20 protein-coding genes are annotated in these 19,558 nt (G+C 68.0%); 16 read left to right on the top strand and 4 right to left on the bottom strand.

Annotated features, from left to right (window positions below; translation table 11 throughout):
• Nucleotides 1-16: 16 nt before the first annotated feature.
• From QME70_06085 to QME70_06070, 4 genes are read right to left on the bottom strand one after another with little or no spacing between them, the layout of a single operon-like run.
• The gene (locus QME70_06085) at nucleotides 17-961 is read right to left on the bottom strand and encodes a CoB--CoM heterodisulfide reductase iron-sulfur subunit B family protein (GenBank protein ID MDI6894161.1); all 945 of its coding nucleotides are present in this window, start codon (nucleotides 959-961) and stop codon (nucleotides 17-19) included.
• A complete protein-coding gene (locus tag QME70_06080) occupies nucleotides 958-1,641 on the bottom strand; it encodes a 4Fe-4S dicluster domain-containing protein (GenBank protein MDI6894160.1) in 684 nt (227 codons plus the stop codon). Before QME70_06080 ends, QME70_06085 begins: the two co-directional genes overlap by 4 nt.
• 3 nt (nucleotides 1,642-1,644) lie before the next feature.
• Complete coding sequence (gene hypB / locus QME70_06075) at nucleotides 1,645-2,316, bottom strand: hydrogenase nickel incorporation protein HypB (protein MDI6894159.1); 672 nt, start codon at nucleotides 2,314-2,316, stop codon at nucleotides 1,645-1,647.
• The gene (locus QME70_06070) at nucleotides 2,313-2,729 is read right to left on the bottom strand and encodes a hydrogenase maturation nickel metallochaperone HypA (GenBank protein MDI6894158.1); all 417 of its coding nucleotides are present in this window, start codon (nucleotides 2,727-2,729) and stop codon (nucleotides 2,313-2,315) included. The genes hypB and QME70_06070 overlap by 4 nt, the downstream gene beginning before the upstream one ends.
• 321 nt (nucleotides 2,730-3,050) lie before the next feature.
• Between QME70_06070 and QME70_06065 the strand changes: the two genes are divergently transcribed.
• The 16 genes from QME70_06065 to rodA all read left to right on the top strand — a co-directional run bounded on the left by QME70_06065 (nucleotide 3,051) and on the right by rodA (nucleotide 19,512).
• Entirely contained in the window at nucleotides 3,051-3,896 is an 846-nt protein-coding gene (locus QME70_06065) for an ATP-dependent Clp protease proteolytic subunit (GenBank protein MDI6894157.1), read from the top strand.
• 162 nt (nucleotides 3,897-4,058) lie between these two features.
• Nucleotides 4,059-5,096: a D-alanine--D-alanine ligase gene (locus tag QME70_06060; protein ID MDI6894156.1), complete on the top strand. Its 1,038-nt coding sequence runs from the start codon at nucleotides 4,059-4,061 to the stop codon at nucleotides 5,094-5,096.
• Nucleotides 5,097-5,292: 196 nt separating this feature from the next.
• On the top strand, nucleotides 5,293-5,703 hold the full coding sequence (locus QME70_06055; protein ID MDI6894155.1) for a hypothetical protein: 411 nt from the start codon (nucleotides 5,293-5,295) through the stop codon (nucleotides 5,701-5,703).
• Nucleotides 5,704-5,862: 159 nt separating this feature from the next.
• Nucleotides 5,863-6,399: a GNAT family N-acetyltransferase gene (locus QME70_06050; GenBank protein ID MDI6894154.1), complete on the top strand. Its 537-nt coding sequence runs from the start codon at nucleotides 5,863-5,865 to the stop codon at nucleotides 6,397-6,399.
• Between the two features lie 417 nt (nucleotides 6,400-6,816).
• Complete coding sequence (locus QME70_06045; GenBank protein ID MDI6894153.1) at nucleotides 6,817-9,447, top strand: valine--tRNA ligase; 2,631 nt, start codon at nucleotides 6,817-6,819, stop codon at nucleotides 9,445-9,447.
• 102 nt (nucleotides 9,448-9,549) lie between these two features.
• Nucleotides 9,550-10,875 (top strand): folylpolyglutamate synthase/dihydrofolate synthase family protein, encoded by a 1,326-nt coding sequence (locus tag QME70_06040; GenBank protein ID MDI6894152.1) that lies wholly within the window; start codon nucleotides 9,550-9,552, stop codon nucleotides 10,873-10,875.
• A gap of 121 nt (nucleotides 10,876-10,996) precedes the next feature.
• Entirely contained in the window at nucleotides 10,997-11,254 is a 258-nt protein-coding gene (locus tag QME70_06035) for a DUF4321 domain-containing protein (protein MDI6894151.1), read from the top strand.
• A 111-nt stretch (nucleotides 11,255-11,365) separates the two neighbouring features.
• Nucleotides 11,366-12,070, top strand: coding sequence for a DNA repair protein RadC (radC, locus tag QME70_06030; GenBank protein MDI6894150.1), 705 nt, complete (start codon nucleotides 11,366-11,368; stop codon nucleotides 12,068-12,070).
• A gap of 3 nt (nucleotides 12,071-12,073) precedes the next feature.
• Entirely contained in the window at nucleotides 12,074-13,108 is a 1,035-nt protein-coding gene (locus QME70_06025) for a rod shape-determining protein (protein ID MDI6894149.1), read from the top strand.
• Nucleotides 13,109-13,124: 16 nt separating this feature from the next.
• Nucleotides 13,125-14,006 (top strand): rod shape-determining protein MreC, encoded by an 882-nt coding sequence (gene mreC / locus QME70_06020; GenBank protein MDI6894148.1) that lies wholly within the window; start codon nucleotides 13,125-13,127, stop codon nucleotides 14,004-14,006.
• 31 nt (nucleotides 14,007-14,037) lie between these two features.
• The gene (gene mreD / locus QME70_06015; protein ID MDI6894147.1) at nucleotides 14,038-14,544 is read left to right on the top strand and encodes a rod shape-determining protein MreD; all 507 of its coding nucleotides are present in this window, start codon (nucleotides 14,038-14,040) and stop codon (nucleotides 14,542-14,544) included.
• On the top strand, nucleotides 14,537-16,405 hold the full coding sequence (gene mrdA / locus QME70_06010; GenBank protein MDI6894146.1) for a penicillin-binding protein 2: 1,869 nt from the start codon (nucleotides 14,537-14,539) through the stop codon (nucleotides 16,403-16,405). The genes mreD and mrdA overlap by 8 nt, the downstream gene beginning before the upstream one ends.
• A gap of 138 nt (nucleotides 16,406-16,543) precedes the next feature.
• Nucleotides 16,544-17,245 carry a septum site-determining protein MinC gene (locus tag QME70_06005; protein ID MDI6894145.1) on the top strand — a complete coding sequence of 234 codons (702 nt, stop codon included), beginning with the start codon at nucleotides 16,544-16,546 and terminating at the stop codon, nucleotides 17,243-17,245.
• A 33-nt stretch (nucleotides 17,246-17,278) separates the two neighbouring features.
• A complete protein-coding gene (gene minD, locus QME70_06000) occupies nucleotides 17,279-18,079 on the top strand; it encodes a septum site-determining protein MinD (protein ID MDI6894144.1) in 801 nt (266 codons plus the stop codon).
• An 18-nt stretch (nucleotides 18,080-18,097) separates the two neighbouring features.
• Nucleotides 18,098-18,370 carry a cell division topological specificity factor MinE gene (gene minE / locus QME70_05995; protein ID MDI6894143.1) on the top strand — a complete coding sequence of 91 codons (273 nt, stop codon included), beginning with the start codon at nucleotides 18,098-18,100 and terminating at the stop codon, nucleotides 18,368-18,370.
• Nucleotides 18,367-19,512, top strand: coding sequence for a rod shape-determining protein RodA (gene rodA / locus QME70_05990; GenBank protein MDI6894142.1), 1,146 nt, complete (start codon nucleotides 18,367-18,369; stop codon nucleotides 19,510-19,512). Before minE ends, rodA begins: the two co-directional genes overlap by 4 nt.
• Nucleotides 19,513-19,558 lie beyond the last annotated feature (46 nt).

Below are 19,558 nucleotides of genomic sequence, written 5' to 3'. Positions count from 1 at the left end.
TTACCTGAGCCGGGGTTCATCGCAGGCCGAGTAGGCGGTCGGCCGGCACAAAGCTCTGGCCGATGGCCAGGTCCCTGCACCCTAGACCAAGGGCCAGGCCCACCGCCTGGGTGAAGTAGAGCACGGGTGTGTCGTGATACGTACCGTACCGGGCCCGCAGCTTGCCCCGATAGGCGTCCAGGTTGAGCTGGCACATGGCGCAGGCGCACACGATGAGGTGGGCGCCCCGCTCGCGGGCCTCCTCCAGGATCTCAAACGTCAGGCGCAGGGCGACTTCCTCCTTGGTGTTCATGAAGGAGCCACCGCAGCACTTGGTCTTGCGCTCGAAGGGGAGCACCTCCGCCCCCAGACTGGCGAGCAGCTCGTCCAGGGAGGTGGGGTTCTCGGGGTCCTCGTAGGGGTTGCGGGGGCGGGAGAGCAGGCAGCCGTAGTAGGGCACGGCCTTGACCCCGTCCAGGGGCCGGCGCACCCGCTCCTCCACCTGGTCCAGCCCCAGGTCGTGCGTCAGGATGTGGACACCGTGCTTGACCTCTCTTTCGGCTTCCAGGTGGCGATCGACCGCGTCCAGCACCCGCTGCAGGCGGTCGCGGACGCGCCGTTCTTCCCGGTAGGCCTCCAGGGTGGGGGCCAGGTTGGCGTAGCAGGCGTTGCAGGTCACCGCCAGGTCCAGGCCGGTTGACTCCGCCAGGGCCAGGTTACGGGCCGAGAGGGCCATGCCCAGCAGGGGATCTACGTTGGACACCGCCGTGGAGCCGCAGCACGACCAGCCCGGCACCTCCTCCAACTCGATGCCCAGGGCCCGGAAGGTGGCATAGGTGGAACGGGTGTAGTCCCGGGCGGAGGCGTGGGCGGTGCAGCCGGGGTAGAAGGCGTAGCGCAGCCGGTTCACCTGGCCCTCAGGCAGGCGGTTGGCCGCGCGGTCAGACGGGCGGTGCACCGGGACGTCGGGCACGCCGTTCACCGGGCCATCACCTCTTCGCCGCGCGCCCGGGGCGCCTGTTCCACCCGGATGCCCACCTCGCGGGCGCCGGCGCTCTCGGAGTCGCGCACCCTCTCCACCGCCGCCATGAGCCGCCGCAGCTCGGCCAGGCCGGGAGCGCGGTCGGGGAGGGGGGCCATGCGTCCCCGGCGCATCAGCCCCAGGGCCATGGGCATCATGCCGAGCACCCGCGTGGGCCGGGTGCGCAAGGCATAGGCGGTCACCAGGGTGGGCTCATGCATGCGCCCGAACAGCCGCAATACCCGCAGGAAGCTCTCGTAGAAGGCGGGGGCGTCGTCCCGCGGGCTTACGTGCCCGGCGCGCAGGGCCAGCGACTTGAGGGTGATCATCACCCGGGTCACCTGGATGCCCCGCGGGCAGCGCACCGTGCAGGAGTGGCAGGAGGCGCAGTACCAGATGGCCCGGCTGGTCAGCACCTGCTCCCTGAGCCCGGTGCGCACCATCTCCATGATCCGGCGCGGGGTGTGGTCCATCTCCTGCGCGAGCTGGCAGGAACCGGTGCAGGTCCCGCACTGCATGCAGGCCCAGATGGACTGGCCCGAGATGTCCTCCACTTGCGCGGGAAAGAAGCGGCTGCGGGTTTCCTCGGGCAGCACCTCGCGGGTCTTGGGTCCGCTAAGCGTCGACTCGGCTACAGCCATCCCTTATCCCTCCCCAGGGGGATCCGTATGTTGCGTTGCTACCTGAGCTTCCATCCAGGCACACCAGGCGTCGATGCCTTCGTCCGTACGGGTGGAAAGGGGGAACACCGCCGCGGCGGGCGCGCAGCGATGGAGTACCTTGAGGAAATCCTCCCGCGCCAGGTCCAGGTGGGGGAGGAGGTCCACCTTGCTCAGCACCACCGCGTCCGCCTTCGAGAAGGCCAGCGGGTACTTCTCGGGCTTGTCGGGTCCCTCGGTGACCGAGAACACCACCACGGTGCGATCAGTGCCGATGTCTACCTCGGCCGGGCACACCAGGTTGCCCACGTTCTCTACGAAGAGCAGGCGCCCGCCCCCCGGCAGCTCCTCCAGGGCGCGGGCCACCATGGCGGGATCCAGGTGGCAGGCACCCCCGGTGTTGAGCTGCACCACCGGCACGCCCAGGGCGGCGATGCGCTCGCCGTCCCGGGCGGTGGCGATGTCGCCCTCCACCACCGTGCAGCCATAGCGCGGATGCAGGCGGGGCAGAGTGGCTTCCAGCAGTGCCGTCTTCCCCGCCCCGGGCGATCCCATGACGTTGACGGCCAGCACCCCCTGCTGGCGGAACCGGGCCCGGTTGGCTTCCGCCACCCGTTCACTGGCCGCCCGCAGGTCCCTGGCCAGGATCACCTTCACCCTGAACCACCTCCCGATCCCCCGGACGACGGGCACGGTTGCGTCCCGGCGATCGTCCCCCGCCGCCCACCTTCCCGGTCGTCGCCTTCCAGGTAGTCGACGCGCAGCTCCAGGCCTTCTTGCAGCCGGGGGGTGCCGGTGCCACACTGCGGGCAGCGGGCCAGTGGCTCTCCGTAATCGCCTCCGCAGTGGGGGCACGCCCACCGGGCAGGTACTTCCTGGATCTCCAGCCGGGCTGTCTCCAGCAGACGGAAGCGACCCCGGCAGGCCTCCCAGGCAAAGCGCAGGGCATCCGGGCAGGCCGCCAGCTCCCCCACGGTGAGGTGGACTGCAGTCACGCGCTGCACGCGGTGGCTAGCTGCCGCCGTCTGGCAGGCCCCGAGAATTTCCTCGACCAGTGCAAGTTCGTGCACGGTTTCACTTACCCGCTAAAATGATACAAAATGGTGACAGCAATTGCCTTGTCGCTTGATTGCACCTTTATTGCACAAAGTGACACAAGCTCCGCTGGTGCAGCCTTTCCCGGACGGCCGCCGGTGTTTGCGCTGTTCTCGTCCGGGCGGGTGGAGTCTCTCCCCGAGGTGACAGGAGGCGGGAATGTGATTTCTCTAACATGCATCCCGGCAGCCACCTTTGACCGGGGGAAACTCGCGGGGCGGGACAGACGCCGGGCCAGTTCGTGGTATATTTGGTACGAAAGCTTGGCAACGGGGAGGCTAGCAATCGTGGATGCCATGTGGGGCAACCTGATCTGGATACTCTTCCTGGTATGGGGCCTGCTCCTGCCCGTGATGTCCAGGCGACGCCTGGATCTCCTGCGCACCCAGATCATGTACCGCCTGCAGCAGAAACGCAGGTCACGGGTGATTTCCCTCATTCACCGTCAGGAGGCGGTGAGCTTCCTGGGCATTCCCCTGGCCCGCTACATCGACATCGAGGACTCCGAGCAGGTGTTGCGGGCCGTCCGGCTGACTCCGCCGGATATGCCCATCGACCTCATCCTGCACACTCCGGGAGGGTTGGTGCTGGCGGCGGAGCAGATTGCCCGCGCCCTCAGCCGCCATCCCGCCAGGGTGACGGTGATGGTCCCCCACTACGCCATGTCGGGCGGTACTTTGCTGGCCCTGGCCGCGGACGAGATCCTGATGGATCCCAACGCCGTGCTGGGCCCGGTGGACCCCCAGGTGGGGCAGTACCCTGCGGTATCCATCCTGGCTGCCGTGGAGCAGAAGGGGAGGGAAAGGGCCGACGACCGCACCCTCATCCTGGCCGACATCTCCCGCAAGGCCCTCGCCCAGACCAGGGAGGCAGTGGTGGATATCCTCCTGGACAAGATGGACCGCGAGCGGGCGGAAGAGCTGGCGGAGATCTTCACGGACGGCAGGTGGACCCACGACTACCCCATCACGTGCGAAACGTTGCAGGCCCTCGGCCTGCCGGCCTGCATGGAGCTGCCTGCGGAGGTATACCAGTTGATGGAGCTCTACCCGCAGCCCGCGCAAAGGAGGCCCTCGGTCCAGTACGTGCCGCTTCCCATGGGTGAGCCGCCGGTGGATAGGCGTCGCAGCGCCGACCGCTAGGCCGTTGACGGCAGGGGAGACCATGGTATAATCGGGGGCGAAAAGCACACAGACGCGATCCCGCTGCGGCTCGCGGGTTCAGGGAAGGGATGAAAGGAGCCGGGACGTCATGTTCTGGTTCCTTATCTTTTGCGGCGGGACGCGCAAGGGGAAAGGGAAGAGATGGCGCGCATAGGTCTCACCTTCAACCTGAGGAAGGCCCGTGAGCCCGAGGATGATGAACCTCCGGACGCCCAGGCCGAGTACGATTCGCCTGCCACCGTGATGGCGGTGGCGGATGCCCTCCGCCAGGGCGGACACCAGGTGGTGTTCCTGGAAGCGGACGAGTTCCTGCCCGAACGCATCCGCGAGGAGAACCCCCAGGTGGTGTTCAACCTGGCGGAGGGCTTGAGAGGGGAGAGCCGCGAATCCCACGTGCCCGCCCTGCTGGAGATGCTGGGCATCCCCTACGCGGGGTCGGGGGTACTGTCCCTGGCCCTGTGCCTGGACAAACCCCTCGCCAAGGTGGTGCTCAGGGAGTGTGGCGTTCCCACGCCCGCCTTTCATCTGGTCGCCCCCGGTGAGGAGATTGACGTAAGTGGCCTGCGTTTTCCCCTCTTCGTGAAGCCGGCCCACGAGGGTTCCAGCATGGGGGTGGGGCCGGGATCGGTGGTGTACGGGGAAACTGACCTGGTGCGCCAGGTGGACCTGGTGCGGGACCTCTACCGGCAGGAGGCCCTGGTGGAGGAGTTTCTGCCCGGGCGGGAGTTCACCGTGGGCCTGGTTGGCAACCGGTTCCTGCACGCCTTCCCCCTCATGGAGATCAACTTCGACCCGGTGCCTCCCGAGCATGGGGCGGTCTACTCGCGCCATTTCAAGGAACACTGGGACGAGGACCGCTATTACCTGTGTCCCGCCCCGGTGGATGAACGGTTGGCGGCGGAACTGGTGGACCTTGCCCGACGCGCTTTCCGTGCCCTGCGTTGCCGGGACGTGGCCCGGGTGGACCTGCGCCTGGATGCGGCCGGCCGTCCCCGGGTGTTGGAGATCAACCCCCTGCCGGGACTGGCTCCGCGTTTTTCCGACCTGCCCCGGGCGGCGGCGGCCGAGGGATGGACCTATGAGGAGCTGGTCAACGGCATTCTGGACGTGGCCCTGTTCCGCCTGGGAATGAGTCACCTGGCCAGCGGCCTTCTCGTGGAAAGACGCATGCTGGCCTAGGCCCCCGTGTCCTGAGCGCTCTGCCACCCGGAGGGAAGTGTTGGAGCCAGGCGGTCCGCATGACCCGGGGGCAGCCGTTGCATCTCTTCGACAAGGAGTAGCAACTCTCGCCAAATTTCTCCAAGGAATCTCTTTCCACAGAGGCTGCCTCATGGTATAATCCGGGTGGACAAGTTGGTGGAGGGAGGCTCTGGGGTTGGAGCAGTTGCTGCAGAGGATTGTGGAAGGAATTGAGACGTTACTCCAGGGGCAGGAAAACCTCTGCCGAACCGTGTTCACCCTCCAAGAGGGGCAGGACGAGCTGCGGCGAGGCCAGGGGGAGCTGCGGAACGGGCAGCGTCAACTGTGGCAGGGGCAGGACGAACTGCGGCGAGGCCAGGAGGAGCTGCGGAGGGGGCAGGAGCGCCTGGAGGAGCGCATGACGAAGCTGGAAGTCCGCATGGAGTCAGAAATCATTGACAGGATCAGAGGTCTGTTCGACGGGCGCCAGTTGGTCCTGGATGCGCTGGCCAGGATTGAGGAGAGGTTGGCCGCTCACCAAGAGCGGCTTGACCGCCACACCAGCGAGATGCTAGGGCTGCGCATTAGAAAGCAACCCGGATCATGAGAGGTTTTTGGGCGGCTGGGGGTTTGGGGTGGCCGAGAGTTGGATTGATTTACATAAAGGGTTAACCCTGCCCGCGTCGAATAGGATGGCTCTGAGTACCGGGGCGCGGGGGGGCTGTCTGTGCGCGGAGGAGGCCGGGTCTGGCCGGGGCGCAAAGTCGTGCTGGAACCCCTCAGGGACGATCACCGCCAGACGGTAGGTTTATGGATGCGGGATCCGGAAACGGCCCGGTTGATGGGTACGGGAGGGGGGCCATGGGACTTTCCTCCCCCGCAGTCGGAGCGGCTCTGCATGGCCATCAATACTCGCTCCGGCCGGCTGATCGGCTACCTGGCCCTGCGCGACGTATCGTGGCGGCTCCGGGAAGCCGAGTTGCACATGTGCATCGGCGAGAAGGACTTCTGGGGTCAGGGGATGGGGGCGGATGCCCTCTGCACCTACCTCGGCTACATATTCTCCACCACCCGACTCCTGCGCCTGTACCTGCGCGTTTACGCTGACAATGCCCGCGCCGTTCGCTGCTACCGCAAGTGCGGCTTCCGGGTGCGCGGCATCCTGCGGGCCGGAGCCCGGCGGGAGCGGGGATTTCGCGATCTCCTTCTGATGGAGGTCTCTCGCGACCGGGCCGCCGGCCTGGCGGTTGCTCGCTGCTTGCGCGGGCGGGGGCGGGAAGATATAATGGCGGCAAAGCGATGAAGGGGAGGAGTAGGACGTCCTCCCGCCCCCAGAGAGGGGGACCCTGGGCTGTGAGGTCCCCCGGCGCGGGAAGTCCGAAGGTCGCCCCCGAGGTGTCCGGCCAAACCCGCGACAGGCTGCCCGTGACCGTTTGCGCCGACAGATAGGGGCGGAAGCCGGATGGGCAGCGGCGGGTTCCAGGCCGGGACGGACACCCCCGTTAGCGGGAAGCGAGTGCTGTGCGAGCGCCCGACGCGTTGGCCCTTGCCTCGGGCGGCGGGAGGCGGGGCCGGGCAGCAGCAAGGTGGTACCACGGGCCCCTCCCGTCCTTGCGGGAGGGGCCTCCTGCGTCCCCCGGCCCGGCGCCCCCTTCCAGCAGCAGGGGGGTCCCGGCCGCAGGCGGCTACCGGGTGAGGAAGAGAGGAGGGGGTCGGGCAGATGCAGGTGAGATTGCCTCCGGTGTATGACCCCAAGGCGGTCGAGGCAGAGCGGTACCGGTTCTGGCTGGAGGGGCGGTACTTCGGGGCCCGCGTGAACCGGGCGCGGGAGCCCTTCTGCATCGTCATACCGCCGCCTAACGTAACCGGATCTCTGCACATCGGGCACGCTCTGGACAACACCATGCAGGACATCCTCATCCGCTGGCGGAGGACGCAGGGTTACGAGGCCCTGTGGGTGCCGGGGACCGACCATGCCGGCATCGCCACCCAGCACGTAGTGGAAAAGCGGCTGGCAAAAGAAGGCCTGAGCCGGCACGACCTGGGGCGGGAGAAATTCCTCGAGCGGGTCTGGGCGTGGAAGGACGAGTACGAGGCCACCATCATCTCCCAGCTCAGGCGCCTGGGGGCGTCATGTGACTGGTCGCGTAAGCGCTTCACCATGGACGAGGGCTGCTCGCGGGCGGTGCGAGAAGTATTCGTGCGGTTGTGGGAGAAGGGTCTCATTTACCGGGGGGAGTACATCGTGAACTGGTGCCCCGAGTGCCGCACGGCTCTGTCGGACCTGGAGGTGGAGCGGGAGGAACGGGCGGGCACCCTCTGGTACGTCGGCTATCCCTACGCCGATGGGTCCGGATACCTGACGGTGGCCACCACGCGCCCGGAGACCATCCTGGGGGACACGGCGGTGGCGGTGCACCCCGACGACGAACGCTACCGGGAGGCCGTGGGCAGGACCGTGGTGGTGCCCATGGTGAACCGGCCCGTGGCGGTGATCGCCGACCGGGCGGTGGACCCCGCCTTCGGTACCGGGGCGGTGAAGATCACCCCGGCCCACGATGCCGACGACTTCGAGGTGGCCGCCCGGCACGGGTTGCCGGCCATCGCCGTCATCGACGCCGATGGCAACATGACGGAAGAGGCCGGGCGCTATGCGGGCATGACCCGCGAGGAGTGCCGGCGGGCCATCCTGGATGACCTGCGGGCGGCCGGGCTCATCGAGAAGGAAGAAACCCACACCATGGCCCTGGGGCACTGCTACCGGTGCGACACGGTGGTGGAGCCCCTCCTCTCCCGGCAGTGGTTCGTGCGCATGAAGCCCCTGGCGGAGCCGGCCATGGAGGGGGTGAAGACGGGTGAGATCGTCATCGTACCCGAGCGCTTCACCCGGGTGTACCTCAACTGGCTGGAGAACATCCGCGACTGGTGCATCTCCCGGCAGATCTGGTGGGGCCATCGCATCCCCGCCTGGCACTGCCACGAGTGCGGCGAGATCACCGTGTCGCGGACCGACCCCACGGAGTGCTCCCACTGCGGCTCCGAGCGCCTGGAGCAGGACGAGAGCGTACTGGACACCTGGTTCTCGTCCGCCCTGTGGCCCTTCTCCACCCTGGGATGGCCCGAGCGCACCCCCGAGCTGGAGTACTTCTATCCCACTTCGGTGCTGGTGACCGGGTACGACATCCTCTTTTTCTGGGTGGCCCGCATGGTTTTCATGGGTCTGGAGTTCATGGGGAAGAAGCCTTTCCACTACGTACTCCTCCATGGGCTGGTACGGGACGCCGAGGGGGAGAGGATGTCCAAGTCGCGCGGCACAGGCGTCGATCCCGTAGAAGCCATCGAGAAGTACGGTGCCGACAGCCTGCGCCTTTCCCTCATCATGGGCAACACCCCGGGCAACGACTTCCGGTTCTACTGGGAGAAGGTGGAGGGAGCGCGCAACTTCTGCAACAAGCTGTGGAATGCCGCCCGCTTCGTGCTCATGAACCTGGAGGGTTTCGACCCGGACGCCCAGGCCCCCCTGGCTCTGGCCGACCGCTGGATTCTGAGCCGCTACGCGCGCGTGCGCGACCAGGTCGCCGGGCTCCTGGAGGAGTTCCAGCTGGGGGAGGCGGCGCGCGCACTGTACGACTTCATCTGGGATGAGTACTGCGACTGGTACATCGAGATGACCAAGGCCCGCCTGGCGGAAGACGGGCCGGGGCGCCTGGCCGCCCAGCGCACGCTGTGGCTGGTCCTGGAGGGCGTCCTGCGGCTCCTGCACCCATTTGTCCCCTTCATCACGGAGGAGATCTGGCAGCAGCTCCCCCACGAGGGTCCCGCCCTGGTGGTGGCGCCCTGGCCCGGCAGCAGGCCGGATCTCGTGGACCGGGCAGCCGAGGAGCAGGTGGGACTGTGGATGGAGGTGACGCGGGCCATCCGCAACCTGCGGGCCGAGGTGGGGGTGGGACCGGGGCAACCGGCGACGGCGGTGGCGCACGCCGACCCGGAGACGGTACGGGTGCTGGCGGCGGGACGGGACATGATTTCCCGGCTGTCCTGGAGCGAGCCGCTGGAGTTGGCACGGGCAGGGGAGAGCCGGCCCGCCCGGGCGGTGGCCTCGGTGGTACGGGGGGTGGAGGTGTTCGTACCCCTGGAGGGCGTGGTAGACGTATCCAGGGAGGCGGAGCGGACCCGCACCCAGCTCAGGCAGGTGGAATTCGAACTGGAGAGGGTGGAGGCCCGGCTGGCTCATCCCCGATTCCTGGAGCGGGCCCCCGCGGGGGTGGTGGAGGAGATGCGGGCCCGGCACCAGGAGGCCCTCGAAAAGGTGCGGAAGCTCAGGGAGCGCCTGCAATTGCTTGAGAGTTGACGGGCCACGGCCACCCGGGCCAGGACATCGGGCCCGGACGGACAGGATGCGTCCTCGGCCGGCCGTCATCCCTGCCGGCGGAGGTGGGAGAGGAGCCGGGTCATGGAGTACGAGGAAGCCCTGGAGTACATCCGCGGCCTGGGCCGCTTTGGCTCCCGACTGGGGCTGGAGCGCATCACCAGGCTGCTCGAACTGGCGGGGAACCCACAGGAAGGCCTGCGGGTGATCCACGTGGCCGGCACCAACGGCAAGGGGTCGGTTACGGCCATGGCTGCGTCGGTGCTCACAGCGGCAGGATACCGGGTGGGGATGTACGTTTCCCCTTACCTGGAGGAGTTCCGGGAGCGCATTCAGGTGGACGGGCAGTGCATCCCGGAGAGGGATGTGGGGGCGTGGGTGAAACGCCTCCGCCCTCTGGCGGACAGGGTGGTGGCGGATGGGATGGACCATCCCACCGAATTTGAGTTCATAACCCTGGTGGCCATGTGTTACTTCGCCGCCCGCCGGGTGGACTACGCGGTCCTGGAAGTGGGGCTGGGGGGCAGGTTTGACGCCACCAACGTGATATCGCAGCCCCTGGCATGCGTCATATCCAACATCGCCCTGGACCACACCGACCGGCTGGGCCAGACTGTAGCCAAGATCGCCTTCGAGAAGGCCGGTATCATCAAGCCCGGTCGGCCGGTGGTCACCGGAGCCCGCGACCCCGATGCCCTGGAGGTAATCGCGCGGGTGGCCCGCGACAGGGGCGCGCCCCTGCTGGTGGCGGGGCAGGATTTCACCTGGCAGGAACGGTATTGTGACTGGCGGGGCCAGGAACTGGACCTCCACTGCCCCACTCGCGAGTTCTGCGGCCTGCACGTCCCCCTGGCGGGTCGCCACCAGCAGGGCAACACGGCCTGTGCCGTGACCGCCCTGGAGGTGGGGGTACCGGGTCTGCCGGAGCGGGCAGTGCGGGAAGGGGTGGCCGGGTGCCGGTGGCCGGGCCGGCTCGAGGTGCTGGGCGAACGCCCCCTGGTGGTCATCGACGCCGCCCACAATGCCGATGGTGCCGCCGCCCTGCGGGAGGCGCTGGAGATGTTCCCCCGGCGGAGGCTGGTCATGGTGCTCGGTATCCTCCGGGACAAGAACGCTGAGGCCATGGTGGGGCTGCTGGCCCCGGCCGCCGATGTGCTGGTGGCCACCTCCCCGGTGAGCCCCCGGGCGGGGAATCCGGAACGTATCGCCGAGCTGGCCCGTCCCCTCTGCGGGGAGGTGCGCGTGGAACCCGACCTGGCGGCGGCCCTGGAAGGGGGGCTGGCGGCAGCTTCTCCCGAGGACATGGTGGTGGTAGCCGGCTCCATCTACCTCATCGGTCCGGCCCGGTCCCTGTTGCGGGCCCGGCTGGCCTCGCGGGTGGGTCCCACCTGTGCGTCCGCCCCAGAATAAAACACCAGGACGAGCCAATACTACCATGTGATCCCATATCAACCTGGGAAAGGAATCGTGCCGTCCGTGGCGAAATGTGTAGGCGTGTGTCCGTTCCTGGTGGGGGAAGGAGGGAAGGCCGGTGCGACGCAGGACGAGAGAGGGAGTATCCCTGGTGATCCTCCTTCTGGCGGGTCTGGTCCTGGGCACCCTGGTGGGGGATATCCTGGGGTCCGCATTCCCTGCCCTGGCGGTGCTATCCCGGAGCAGGGGGGTGGCCCTGGGACCTTGTTCCTTTGACCTGCGGGTGATATCGTTCACCCTGGGTCTCGGCCTGCAGGTGAACCTCCTGGGGGCGGCGGGGGCACTGGTGGGGATCATCCTCTGGTGGCGCAGGTGACCGCGTACGGCGGCCGCCGGGCCCACGTGCGGAGTGCGGCGGCCCCGGGTTCCATGAGTGAGGCGGCTCCCAATCTCCGTTTCTTGAGAGAGAGGGAAGGAGCGCCCTACCCTGGACAACCGGTACACCATGAAGGACCTCCCACCGGACGAGCGTCCGCGGGAGAAGCTGATGCGGCACGGTGCGGAGGTGCTGTCGACGTCCGAACTGCTGGCGGTGGTCCTGGGAAGCGGAAGCGAGGGATTGTCGGCCCTGGGTCTGGCGCGCGCGCTGCTGGAGGAGGCCGGGAGCAGCCTTTCCGGGCTGGCGTGCCTGTCCCCCCAGGACCTGGCCCGCTGGCAGGGCATGGGACCTGCCAAGGTGGCGAGGGTGCTGGCCACGGTGGAGCTGGCCCGGCGCCTGTGGGCGGAGGAGGTGGGCCCGCGTCCCGTGGTGCGGAACGCCCAGGACCTGGCCGCGCTGGTGCTGCCCAGGCTGCGCTACCTCGACCGGGAGCACCTGCTGGTGGTGATGGTGGACGCCTCCAACCGGGTGGTGGGGGTGGAGACGGTGTCGGTGGGAGACCTGACTTCATCCATCGCCCATCCCCGCGAGGTGTTCAAGCCCTGCATCCGCCACAACGCGGCCGCGGTGGCCCTGGCTCACAATCACCCCTCCGGTGATCCCCGGCCCAGTCAGGACGACGTGCTGGTCACGGAGCGCCTCGTCGAGGCGGGGAAGCTGCTGGGAATAGAAGTCCTTGACCACGTCATCCTGTCGGACGACAGCTACATAAGCCTGCGCCAGACGGGGCTGGGGTGGGAGAAAGGGGAATAGGGTGTGTTTTCGACGATCTACAGATGGTTGTCGCACGACCTGGGGATCGACCTGGGCACCGCCAACAGCCTGGTCCACGTGCGGGGCCGGGGAATCGTCCTGCAGGAACCGTCCGTGGTGGCCATGGAGCGCGACGGCCGGGCCGTGCTGGCGGTGGGCGAGGAAGCCAAGCGCATGATCGGGCGTACCCCGGGGAATATCGTGGCCGTCCGCCCCATGAAGGACGGGGTGATCGCCGACTTCGACGTCACCATGACCATGCTCCGCTATTTCATCCACAAGGCTTTGCCCAACCGCGGGCTGGTGCGCCCCCGCGTGGTGGTGGCGGTGCCCAGCGGGGTGACCGAGGTGGAGCGCAGGGCGGTGGTGGATGCCACCCTGCAGGCGGGGGCGCGGGAAGCGTACCTCGTCGAAGAACCCATGGCTGCCGCCATCGGGGCGGGCCTCCCGGTGGAGGAGCCCACCGGGAACATGGTGGTGGATGTAGGGGGCGGCACCACCGAGGTGGCCATCATCTCCCTGGGTGGCATAGTCACCTGCCGGTCCATCCGGGTGGCTGGGGATGAGATGGACGAGGCCATCGTGTCCTACATCAAGCGAACGTATAACCTGCTCGTCGGGGAGAGGACGGCCGAGGAGATCAAGATTCAGATCGGTTCGGCGTTCCCGGGCTACGGCGATCAGGACCTGGAAGTGAGGGGACGGGATCTGGTCACCGGGTTGCCCCGTACCCTGCGGGTGACGGCCGAAGAAATCAGGCGGGCGCTGAGCGAGCCCGTCGGGGCCATCCTGGAGGCCATCCGTACCACCCTGGAACGTACCCCGCCCGAACTGGCCTCTGACATCATGGATCGGGGGATATTCCTCACCGGGGGAGGCTCCCTCCTCAGGGGGCTGGATCGCCTGGTGGCGGAAGAAACGGGAATGCCCGTGCACCTGGCGGATGACCCCCTCCTGTGTGTGGCCCGCGGGACAGGCAGGGTGCTGGAGGAGATCCACACCCTGCGCAAAGTGCTCCTGACCCCTCGCAGGGGGTAATCCGGGGAGGGACATCATGCGGATCGCTGTGGCCAGGGTCGCTTCCGCCCTCGCGGTGGGCTTCCTGGTAGTGCTCCTGGCCAGCCTCACGGCCGCCGAGAGGGAGCGGGTCACGGCGCTGGAGCAGGCGGTACGGGAAGGGCTGCGTCCGGCGCTGGAAGTGGTGGCCCGGGCCTCAGATGCGGTGAAGGGTACGGTGGTCACCCTGGTGTCTCTCCCCGAAATCAGGCGGGAACAGGAGAAGTTGAAGGGGGAGGCCGCCCGCGCCCGCGACCTGGAGCGACGGCTGGCCGTGCTGGAGGAGGAAAACCGACGGCTGAGAGCCCTGCTGGGGTTTCGGCCGCCCGTGCCGGGCAGGGTGCTGGGAGCGGAGGTGGTGGGCCGCAACCCCGACAACTGGCTGAGCAGGGTGGTCATCGACCAGGGAACCAGGGCCGGGATAGACAGAAACGCGGCGGTGATGACCGCCCAGGGGCTGGTGGGCAGGGTGTCGTCCCCCGGGTTGTACCAGTCGGTGGTGACCCTGCTTTCGGACCCCGGCAGTGCGGTGGGCACCATGGTGGGCCGCACCCGGGACGCCGGAGTCTGTTACGGCCAGGTTGGTACGGAGCTTTTGAGGATGCGCTTTTTTTCCCGGGATGCCCGGGTCGAGCCGGGCGATCAGGTGGTGACGTCGGGACTGGGCGGCGTGTTTCCTCCCTACCTGGTGGTGGGCACCGTGGTGGAGACCTTCCGGGGCGATTACGGTCTGGTCCAGTACGCCACCGTGCGCCCCGCCGCCGATTTGCGCCGCCTGGGGGAGGTGCTGGTCCTGCTGTCCTGGGCCGGTCTGCCCGTACCGGTTGCGCCCGGACCCGGCGGCGCCACGCCCCCGTCTGGACCGGGGGCAACGCCGTGAAGGGGGTGGAGGGCGCGGGGAGGCCGGGGTCATGATGGGCAGGTTGCTGGGCGCGGCGGGACTGCTGGCTCTGGCCACGGTGATTCAGGCGGGTATGGCTCCCCGCCTGGCCGTGCTGGGGGTGAAGCCGGACCTCCTTCTGCTGGCCGTGGTCGGGTATGCCCTTACCCGGGGAACCCTGGCCGGATGCCTGCTGGGAGCGGCTGCGGGCATGGTGGAAGACGCGATGGTAGGACAGTATCTGGGCGTGCGGGCCCTCGCCCTGACCCTGGTGGGCCTGGTAAGCGCCCGGGCCGCCACCCGCTTCTTCGGTGATCAGCCCCTGGTACCGGTGGTGGCCGCGGTGGGGGGAACGGTCCTGGCCGAACTCACCAGCTGGGCGGTATGGCGGGCGCTGGGTGTTCCCCTGCCTCTGGGGGTGGGTCTGGCGCGGGTGATCCTGCCCTCGAGCCTGTACAACGGCCTGGTGGCCGTCTTCTTCCCGGGATGGTGGGTGCGGCGGGCGCAGCGCGCACACGGGGTGAGGGCGGGTGCCTGAGGGGTGGGAGGGCCGCATCCGGCGGCTGAGCCTTGCGGTAATGGGGGTATTCCTGATCCTGGCCATCGCCCTGGCCTATTTGCAGCTGGGTCCCGCTTCCGAAACCTACCGGCGCCTGGCTGATCGTAACCGCATCCGCATCCTGGACATCCCTGCCCCCCGCGGGGAGATCTTCGATCGCAACGGCAGACCCCTGGCCACCAACCGCCCGGCCTTCGGGCTTTCCCTGGTGTTCCTGGGCTGGGATGAGGTGCGTGAGAGCGCCGCCCGGCTGGGCGAGCTGCTGGGCCTGGATCCCACGGAGGTGCAGGCGCGGGTGAAGGCCCAGGGGTACCGCCTCTACCAGCCGGTGCGCATCGTGGAGGACCTGACGCCCGAGCAGCAGTCCGTCGTGGAAGAGCACAGCTACGAGCTACCCGGGGTGGTGATCGAGGTCCGCCCCCGGCGCTCTTATCCCCTGGGTACGACGGCCGCCCACGTCCTGGGTTACCTGCGCGAGGCGGGACCCGAGGACGTCACGCAAAAGGGTTACCGCCTGGGTGACATGGTGGGGAGGGCCGGGCTGGAAGCAGTCCTGGAGGATTCGCTGCGGGGAAGAGACGGGGGCAGACAGGTGGAGGTCAACCACCGGGGGTTTCCCGTGCGGGACATACCTCCGGTCACCGCCCCCGCGCCGGGTAAGGACGTGGTCCTCACCATCGACCTCGGGTTACAGCAGGCGGCGGAAAGGGCCCTGGCCGCCACCATCGAGCGCCTGCAGGAGAAGTACCCCGGGGCGCGGGCAGGAGCGGTGGTGGCCCTGGACGTGAATACGGGCGGGGTGCTTGCCCTGGTGAGCTACCCCGGTTTCGACCCCAACGTTTTCACCCGGCCGCTCACCGCCGAGGAATGGGCTCACCTGACCTCACCGGACCGGCCCCTCTGGAACCGGGCCATAGGGGGTGTGTATGCCCCCGGTTCTACCTTCAAGATGGCCACGGCCATTGCCGCCGTGATGGAAGGCAAGGTCACCCCCGAGGAGAAGGTGGTTTGCCGGGGGTACCACCCGCTGACCGCGGGCTGGCCTCGGCCCAAGAGGTGCTGGGTGCGATCGGGTCACGGGCCTGTCGACCTCCGCCAGGCCATCGCCAGATCCTGTGACGTCTACTTCTACGAGATGGCCCGGCGCGTGGGGGTGGATGGCATTGCCAGGTGGGCTGCCGCCCTCGGGTTGGGGCAGAAGACCCAGATCGGACTGCCGGGCGAGGCGGGGGGCGTGCTCGCCAGCACCGGCTACAAAGAATGGGCGTACCAGGCAAGGGCGAGTGACGGCAGCCGGCTCTTCCCCTGGATCGATACACCTCGCTGGCAATACCCGGCCGAAGACATGGATGCCGGGATTGGCCAGGGGTTCCAGAGTTTCACACCCCTCCAGATGGCCGTCTACACGAGCGTCATCGCGAACGGGGGGGTGAGGTACCGTCCCCGGTTGGTGCGCGAGGTAAGAGATGCGGCGGGAAACGTGCAGGAGTTTCCCCCCGAGGAGGAGGGACGGGTGGAGCTACCGGAAGAGGTGTGGCGGGCGGTGCGCGAAGGGATGCGGGCGGTGACCCTGCCGGGCGGTACTGCGGGAGGGGTGTTTGCCGGTTTCCCCGTGGCGGTGGCGGGCAAGACGGGCACGGCGGAAAACCCTCACGGGGACGACCACGCCTGGTTCGTGTGCTACGCACCGTATGAGCAGCCCCGGCTGGCGATGGCGGTGCTGATCGAGCAGGGTGGCCACGGTACCGCAGCAGCGGGCGTAGCCCGTGACATCTTGGCCGACTATTTCCACCTCGAGGCTCCTGGCCTTCCCGGTAGCGCGATCACCACGGGAGAATGATGATCCGGGTGTGGGGCGGCAGGAATTGGCGAGCTTGCGAAGAATTGGTAGCTTGCCCGGGAGGCAGGGCGACAGGGACCGCTTCCGATTGTGCCGGGGGCGGCCCGCTTGAGAGCAAATCGGAGGAGTGGGCCGTTGATGGAGGAAGGCCTGGCCTTGCTCAAGGTGGGCGGTCGCCTGGTCATCCGCATTCCCCTTGAAGGGGGCTGGGATCGTCTGGTGGCCGTCCTCCAGGACCTGGCAGAAGGTGGGGGCGAGGAGGTGATCCTCGACACCGGACCCCTGGTCCTGAGTGCCCGTGAGCTGGTGGAAGTGGAACGCATCCTGAATGCCCGCAGCTATCGGCTGGTGCGGGTGGTACATGGGGCGCGCGGCTCACCCCCAGCTCCCCGACGTCGTCACTCCGTTCCTGCGGGCCCGGTTGACCCGGAGGCGGTTCAGCCCGGCCAGCGCCCGGCGGCGCGGGTGGCGGCGGGCGAAACCGGGCCGCGCACCAGGGGACGGGTGCGGGAGCCGGGTGAGCGTACGCTGGTCAGGAGGGGGCCCCTCCGCTCCGGGCAGGTAATTCGCTACCGCGGCAACGTGGTCATCATGGGGGATGTCAATCCCGGAGCTCAGGTGGTCGCCACGGGAGACGTGATCGTGCTGGGAGCCCTGCGGGGGGTAGCCCATGCCGGTGCGGACGGTTCACGCAACGCGGTGGTGGCGGCCCTGCGGCTGTGCCCCACCCAGTTGCGCATAGCTGACCTCATCCGGCGCGCACCCGAGGGCGACCGCGGGCGGGTGCGGCCGGAGCTTGCCCGGGTGCGGGATGCGGAGATAGTGGTGGAGGGTCTGTAAACCGGGGAGTGACCTATCTCGGGGGGGATGGTGATGGGCGAGATATGGGTGATCACGTCCGGCAAGGGCGGGGTAGGCAAGACCACAGCCACCGCCAACCTGGGGACCGGTCTGGCCCTCCTGGGCAAGCGGGTGGCCATGGTGGACGCGGATATCGGCCTGCGCAATCTCGATGTGGTGATGGGGCTGGAAAACCGGATCGTCTACGACCTGGTGGACGTGGCGGAGGGTTACTGCCGTCTGAAGCAGGCTCTGGTGAAGGACAAACGGGTGGAAGGGCTGTATCTCCTGCCCGCGGCTCAGACCAAGGATAAGACCGCAGTGAGCCCGGAGCAGATGCGCAGCCTCTGTCAGGAGCTGGTACGGGAATTCGATTACGTGCTGGTGGACTCGCCGGCCGGCATAGAGCAGGGGTTTCGCAATGCGGTGGTGGCGGCGGAGAAGGCGGTCATCGTGACCACGCCGGAAGTGGCGGCCGTGCGTGACGCCGATCGCGTGATCGGACTGCTCGAGGCGACGGAGATGGCCTCTCCTCTGTTGCTCATCAACCGGGTGCGCGCGGACATGGTGCGCCGGGGAGACATGATGAACATCGATGACATGATCGAGGTCCTGGCCATCGAGGTCCTGGGAGCCATCCCGGAAGACGAGCAGATCATCGTGTCCACCAACCGGGGGGAGCCTGCCGTCCTCGCGCCCCATTCCCGGGCGGGTCACGCCTTCCGGCTGGTGTGCCGCCGGCTCCTGGGCGAGAACGTATCTCTGCCCAATGTCTGGGAGCCGGACGGCTGGTTCCTGAAGCTGCGGCGCCTCATTGGGGCGGGCACGCGTTGAGGAGAGGGGGGAGCGGGCGTGTTCAACTGGAGGGGGCGGGGCCAGCCAGCCACCTCCTCGAGCAGGGAGGTGGCCAAAGAACGGCTGCGCCTGATCCTGGTGCACGACCGGGCGGGCTGCTCTCCCGATCTTCTGCAGGCGCTGAAGGAGGAGATGGTGACGGCCATTTCCCGGTACCTGGAGGTTGATCGCGCGGGCATCGAGATCCGGGTCGTCTCCGGTGAGCGGCAGGCAGTCCTGGCTGCCAGCATCCCCATCAGGGCGGTGCGGCGAGCGGGGGCGTCCCTATGACGGCGAAGGTTTCCCGGCCCCGTCCATGGCTGCGGGATCTGGAACCGGGCATCGTGCTGGCCACGGCCGGATTGGTGGCCTTCTCTCTGGCCGCCATCGCCAGCGCTTCATACAGCATGAACCCCGGTGACCGGTTCTTCTTCGTCCGCCGCCAACTCCTGTGGTTGGTGGTGGCTGTTGGGGCAGCCGTGGTGGCCAGGATCATCGATTACCGGGTCATCGTGGGCTGGGCCGGGCCACTTTACGTGCTCAATCTGGTCCTGCTGGCGGCGGTGCTGGTGGTGGGCCGGCAGGCTCAGGGTGCCCAGCGCTGGATACCCCTGGGGCCTTTCGACTTCCAGCCTTCCGAGCTGGCCAAGCTCATCATCGTCATCACCCTGGCGGCTCACCTGGGCCGGCGCGAAGTCCCCCTCCGGGGCCTGCGCGAGGCCGCGCCCTATGTGGCCCATGTGACCCTGCCCCTGCTCCTGATCCTGGTGCAACCCGACCTGGGCACTTCCCTGGTGCTGGGAGCGGTGCTCCTGGGCATGCTTTACGCCGCGGGCGTACCCGGGGGGCGCCTGGTGGCAGTGGTGGGGGCGGGACTGTCCCTGGTCGTGGCCGCCATCTGGGCCCATCTCAACTGGGGCGTACCCCTTCCCCTGCGGGACTACCAGCTGAACCGCCTGCTGGTGTTCCTGCAGCCCGGCCGCGATCCCCTGGGGGCGGGATACCACCTGCTCCAGTCCAAGATCGCCATCGGTTCCGGCGAGTTCTGGGGCAAACATCTCTTCTATGGCACCCAGAACCAGCTCAACTTTCTCCCCAACCGGCACACTGACTTCGTTTTTTCCGTCATCGGAGAGGAACTGGGGTTTGCAGGAGGAATCGCGGTGCTGGGGTTGTATTGTTATCTTATGTACCGCATCCTGCGGGTGGCCCGTGTGGCCGGTGACTACCGGGGCGCCCTGATTTGCATCGGGGTGGCGTCCATGCTGTCCTTCCACGTACTGGTGAACGTGGGGATGACGGTAGGGATCATGCCCATCACCGGTATCCCCCTGCCCTTCGTGAGTTACGGAGGCAGCAGCCTGGTCACCTGCATGATGAGTCTGGGGTTGGTGCTCAACGTCTACGGCCGCAGGCACGGGATTCGCTTCTAGGCCGTGGGCGGGGCAAATATCGCCCGGGGTGTGAGGTAGCCCCGGG

The organism is Bacillota bacterium (assembly GCA_030019365.1).
Classification (GTDB): Bacteria; Bacillota; Sulfobacillia; order JACIYH01; family JACIYH01; genus JACIYH01.
The sequence above is the reverse complement of the archived record's forward strand: the minus strand, read 5'-3'. Positions and strand labels throughout refer to the sequence as shown.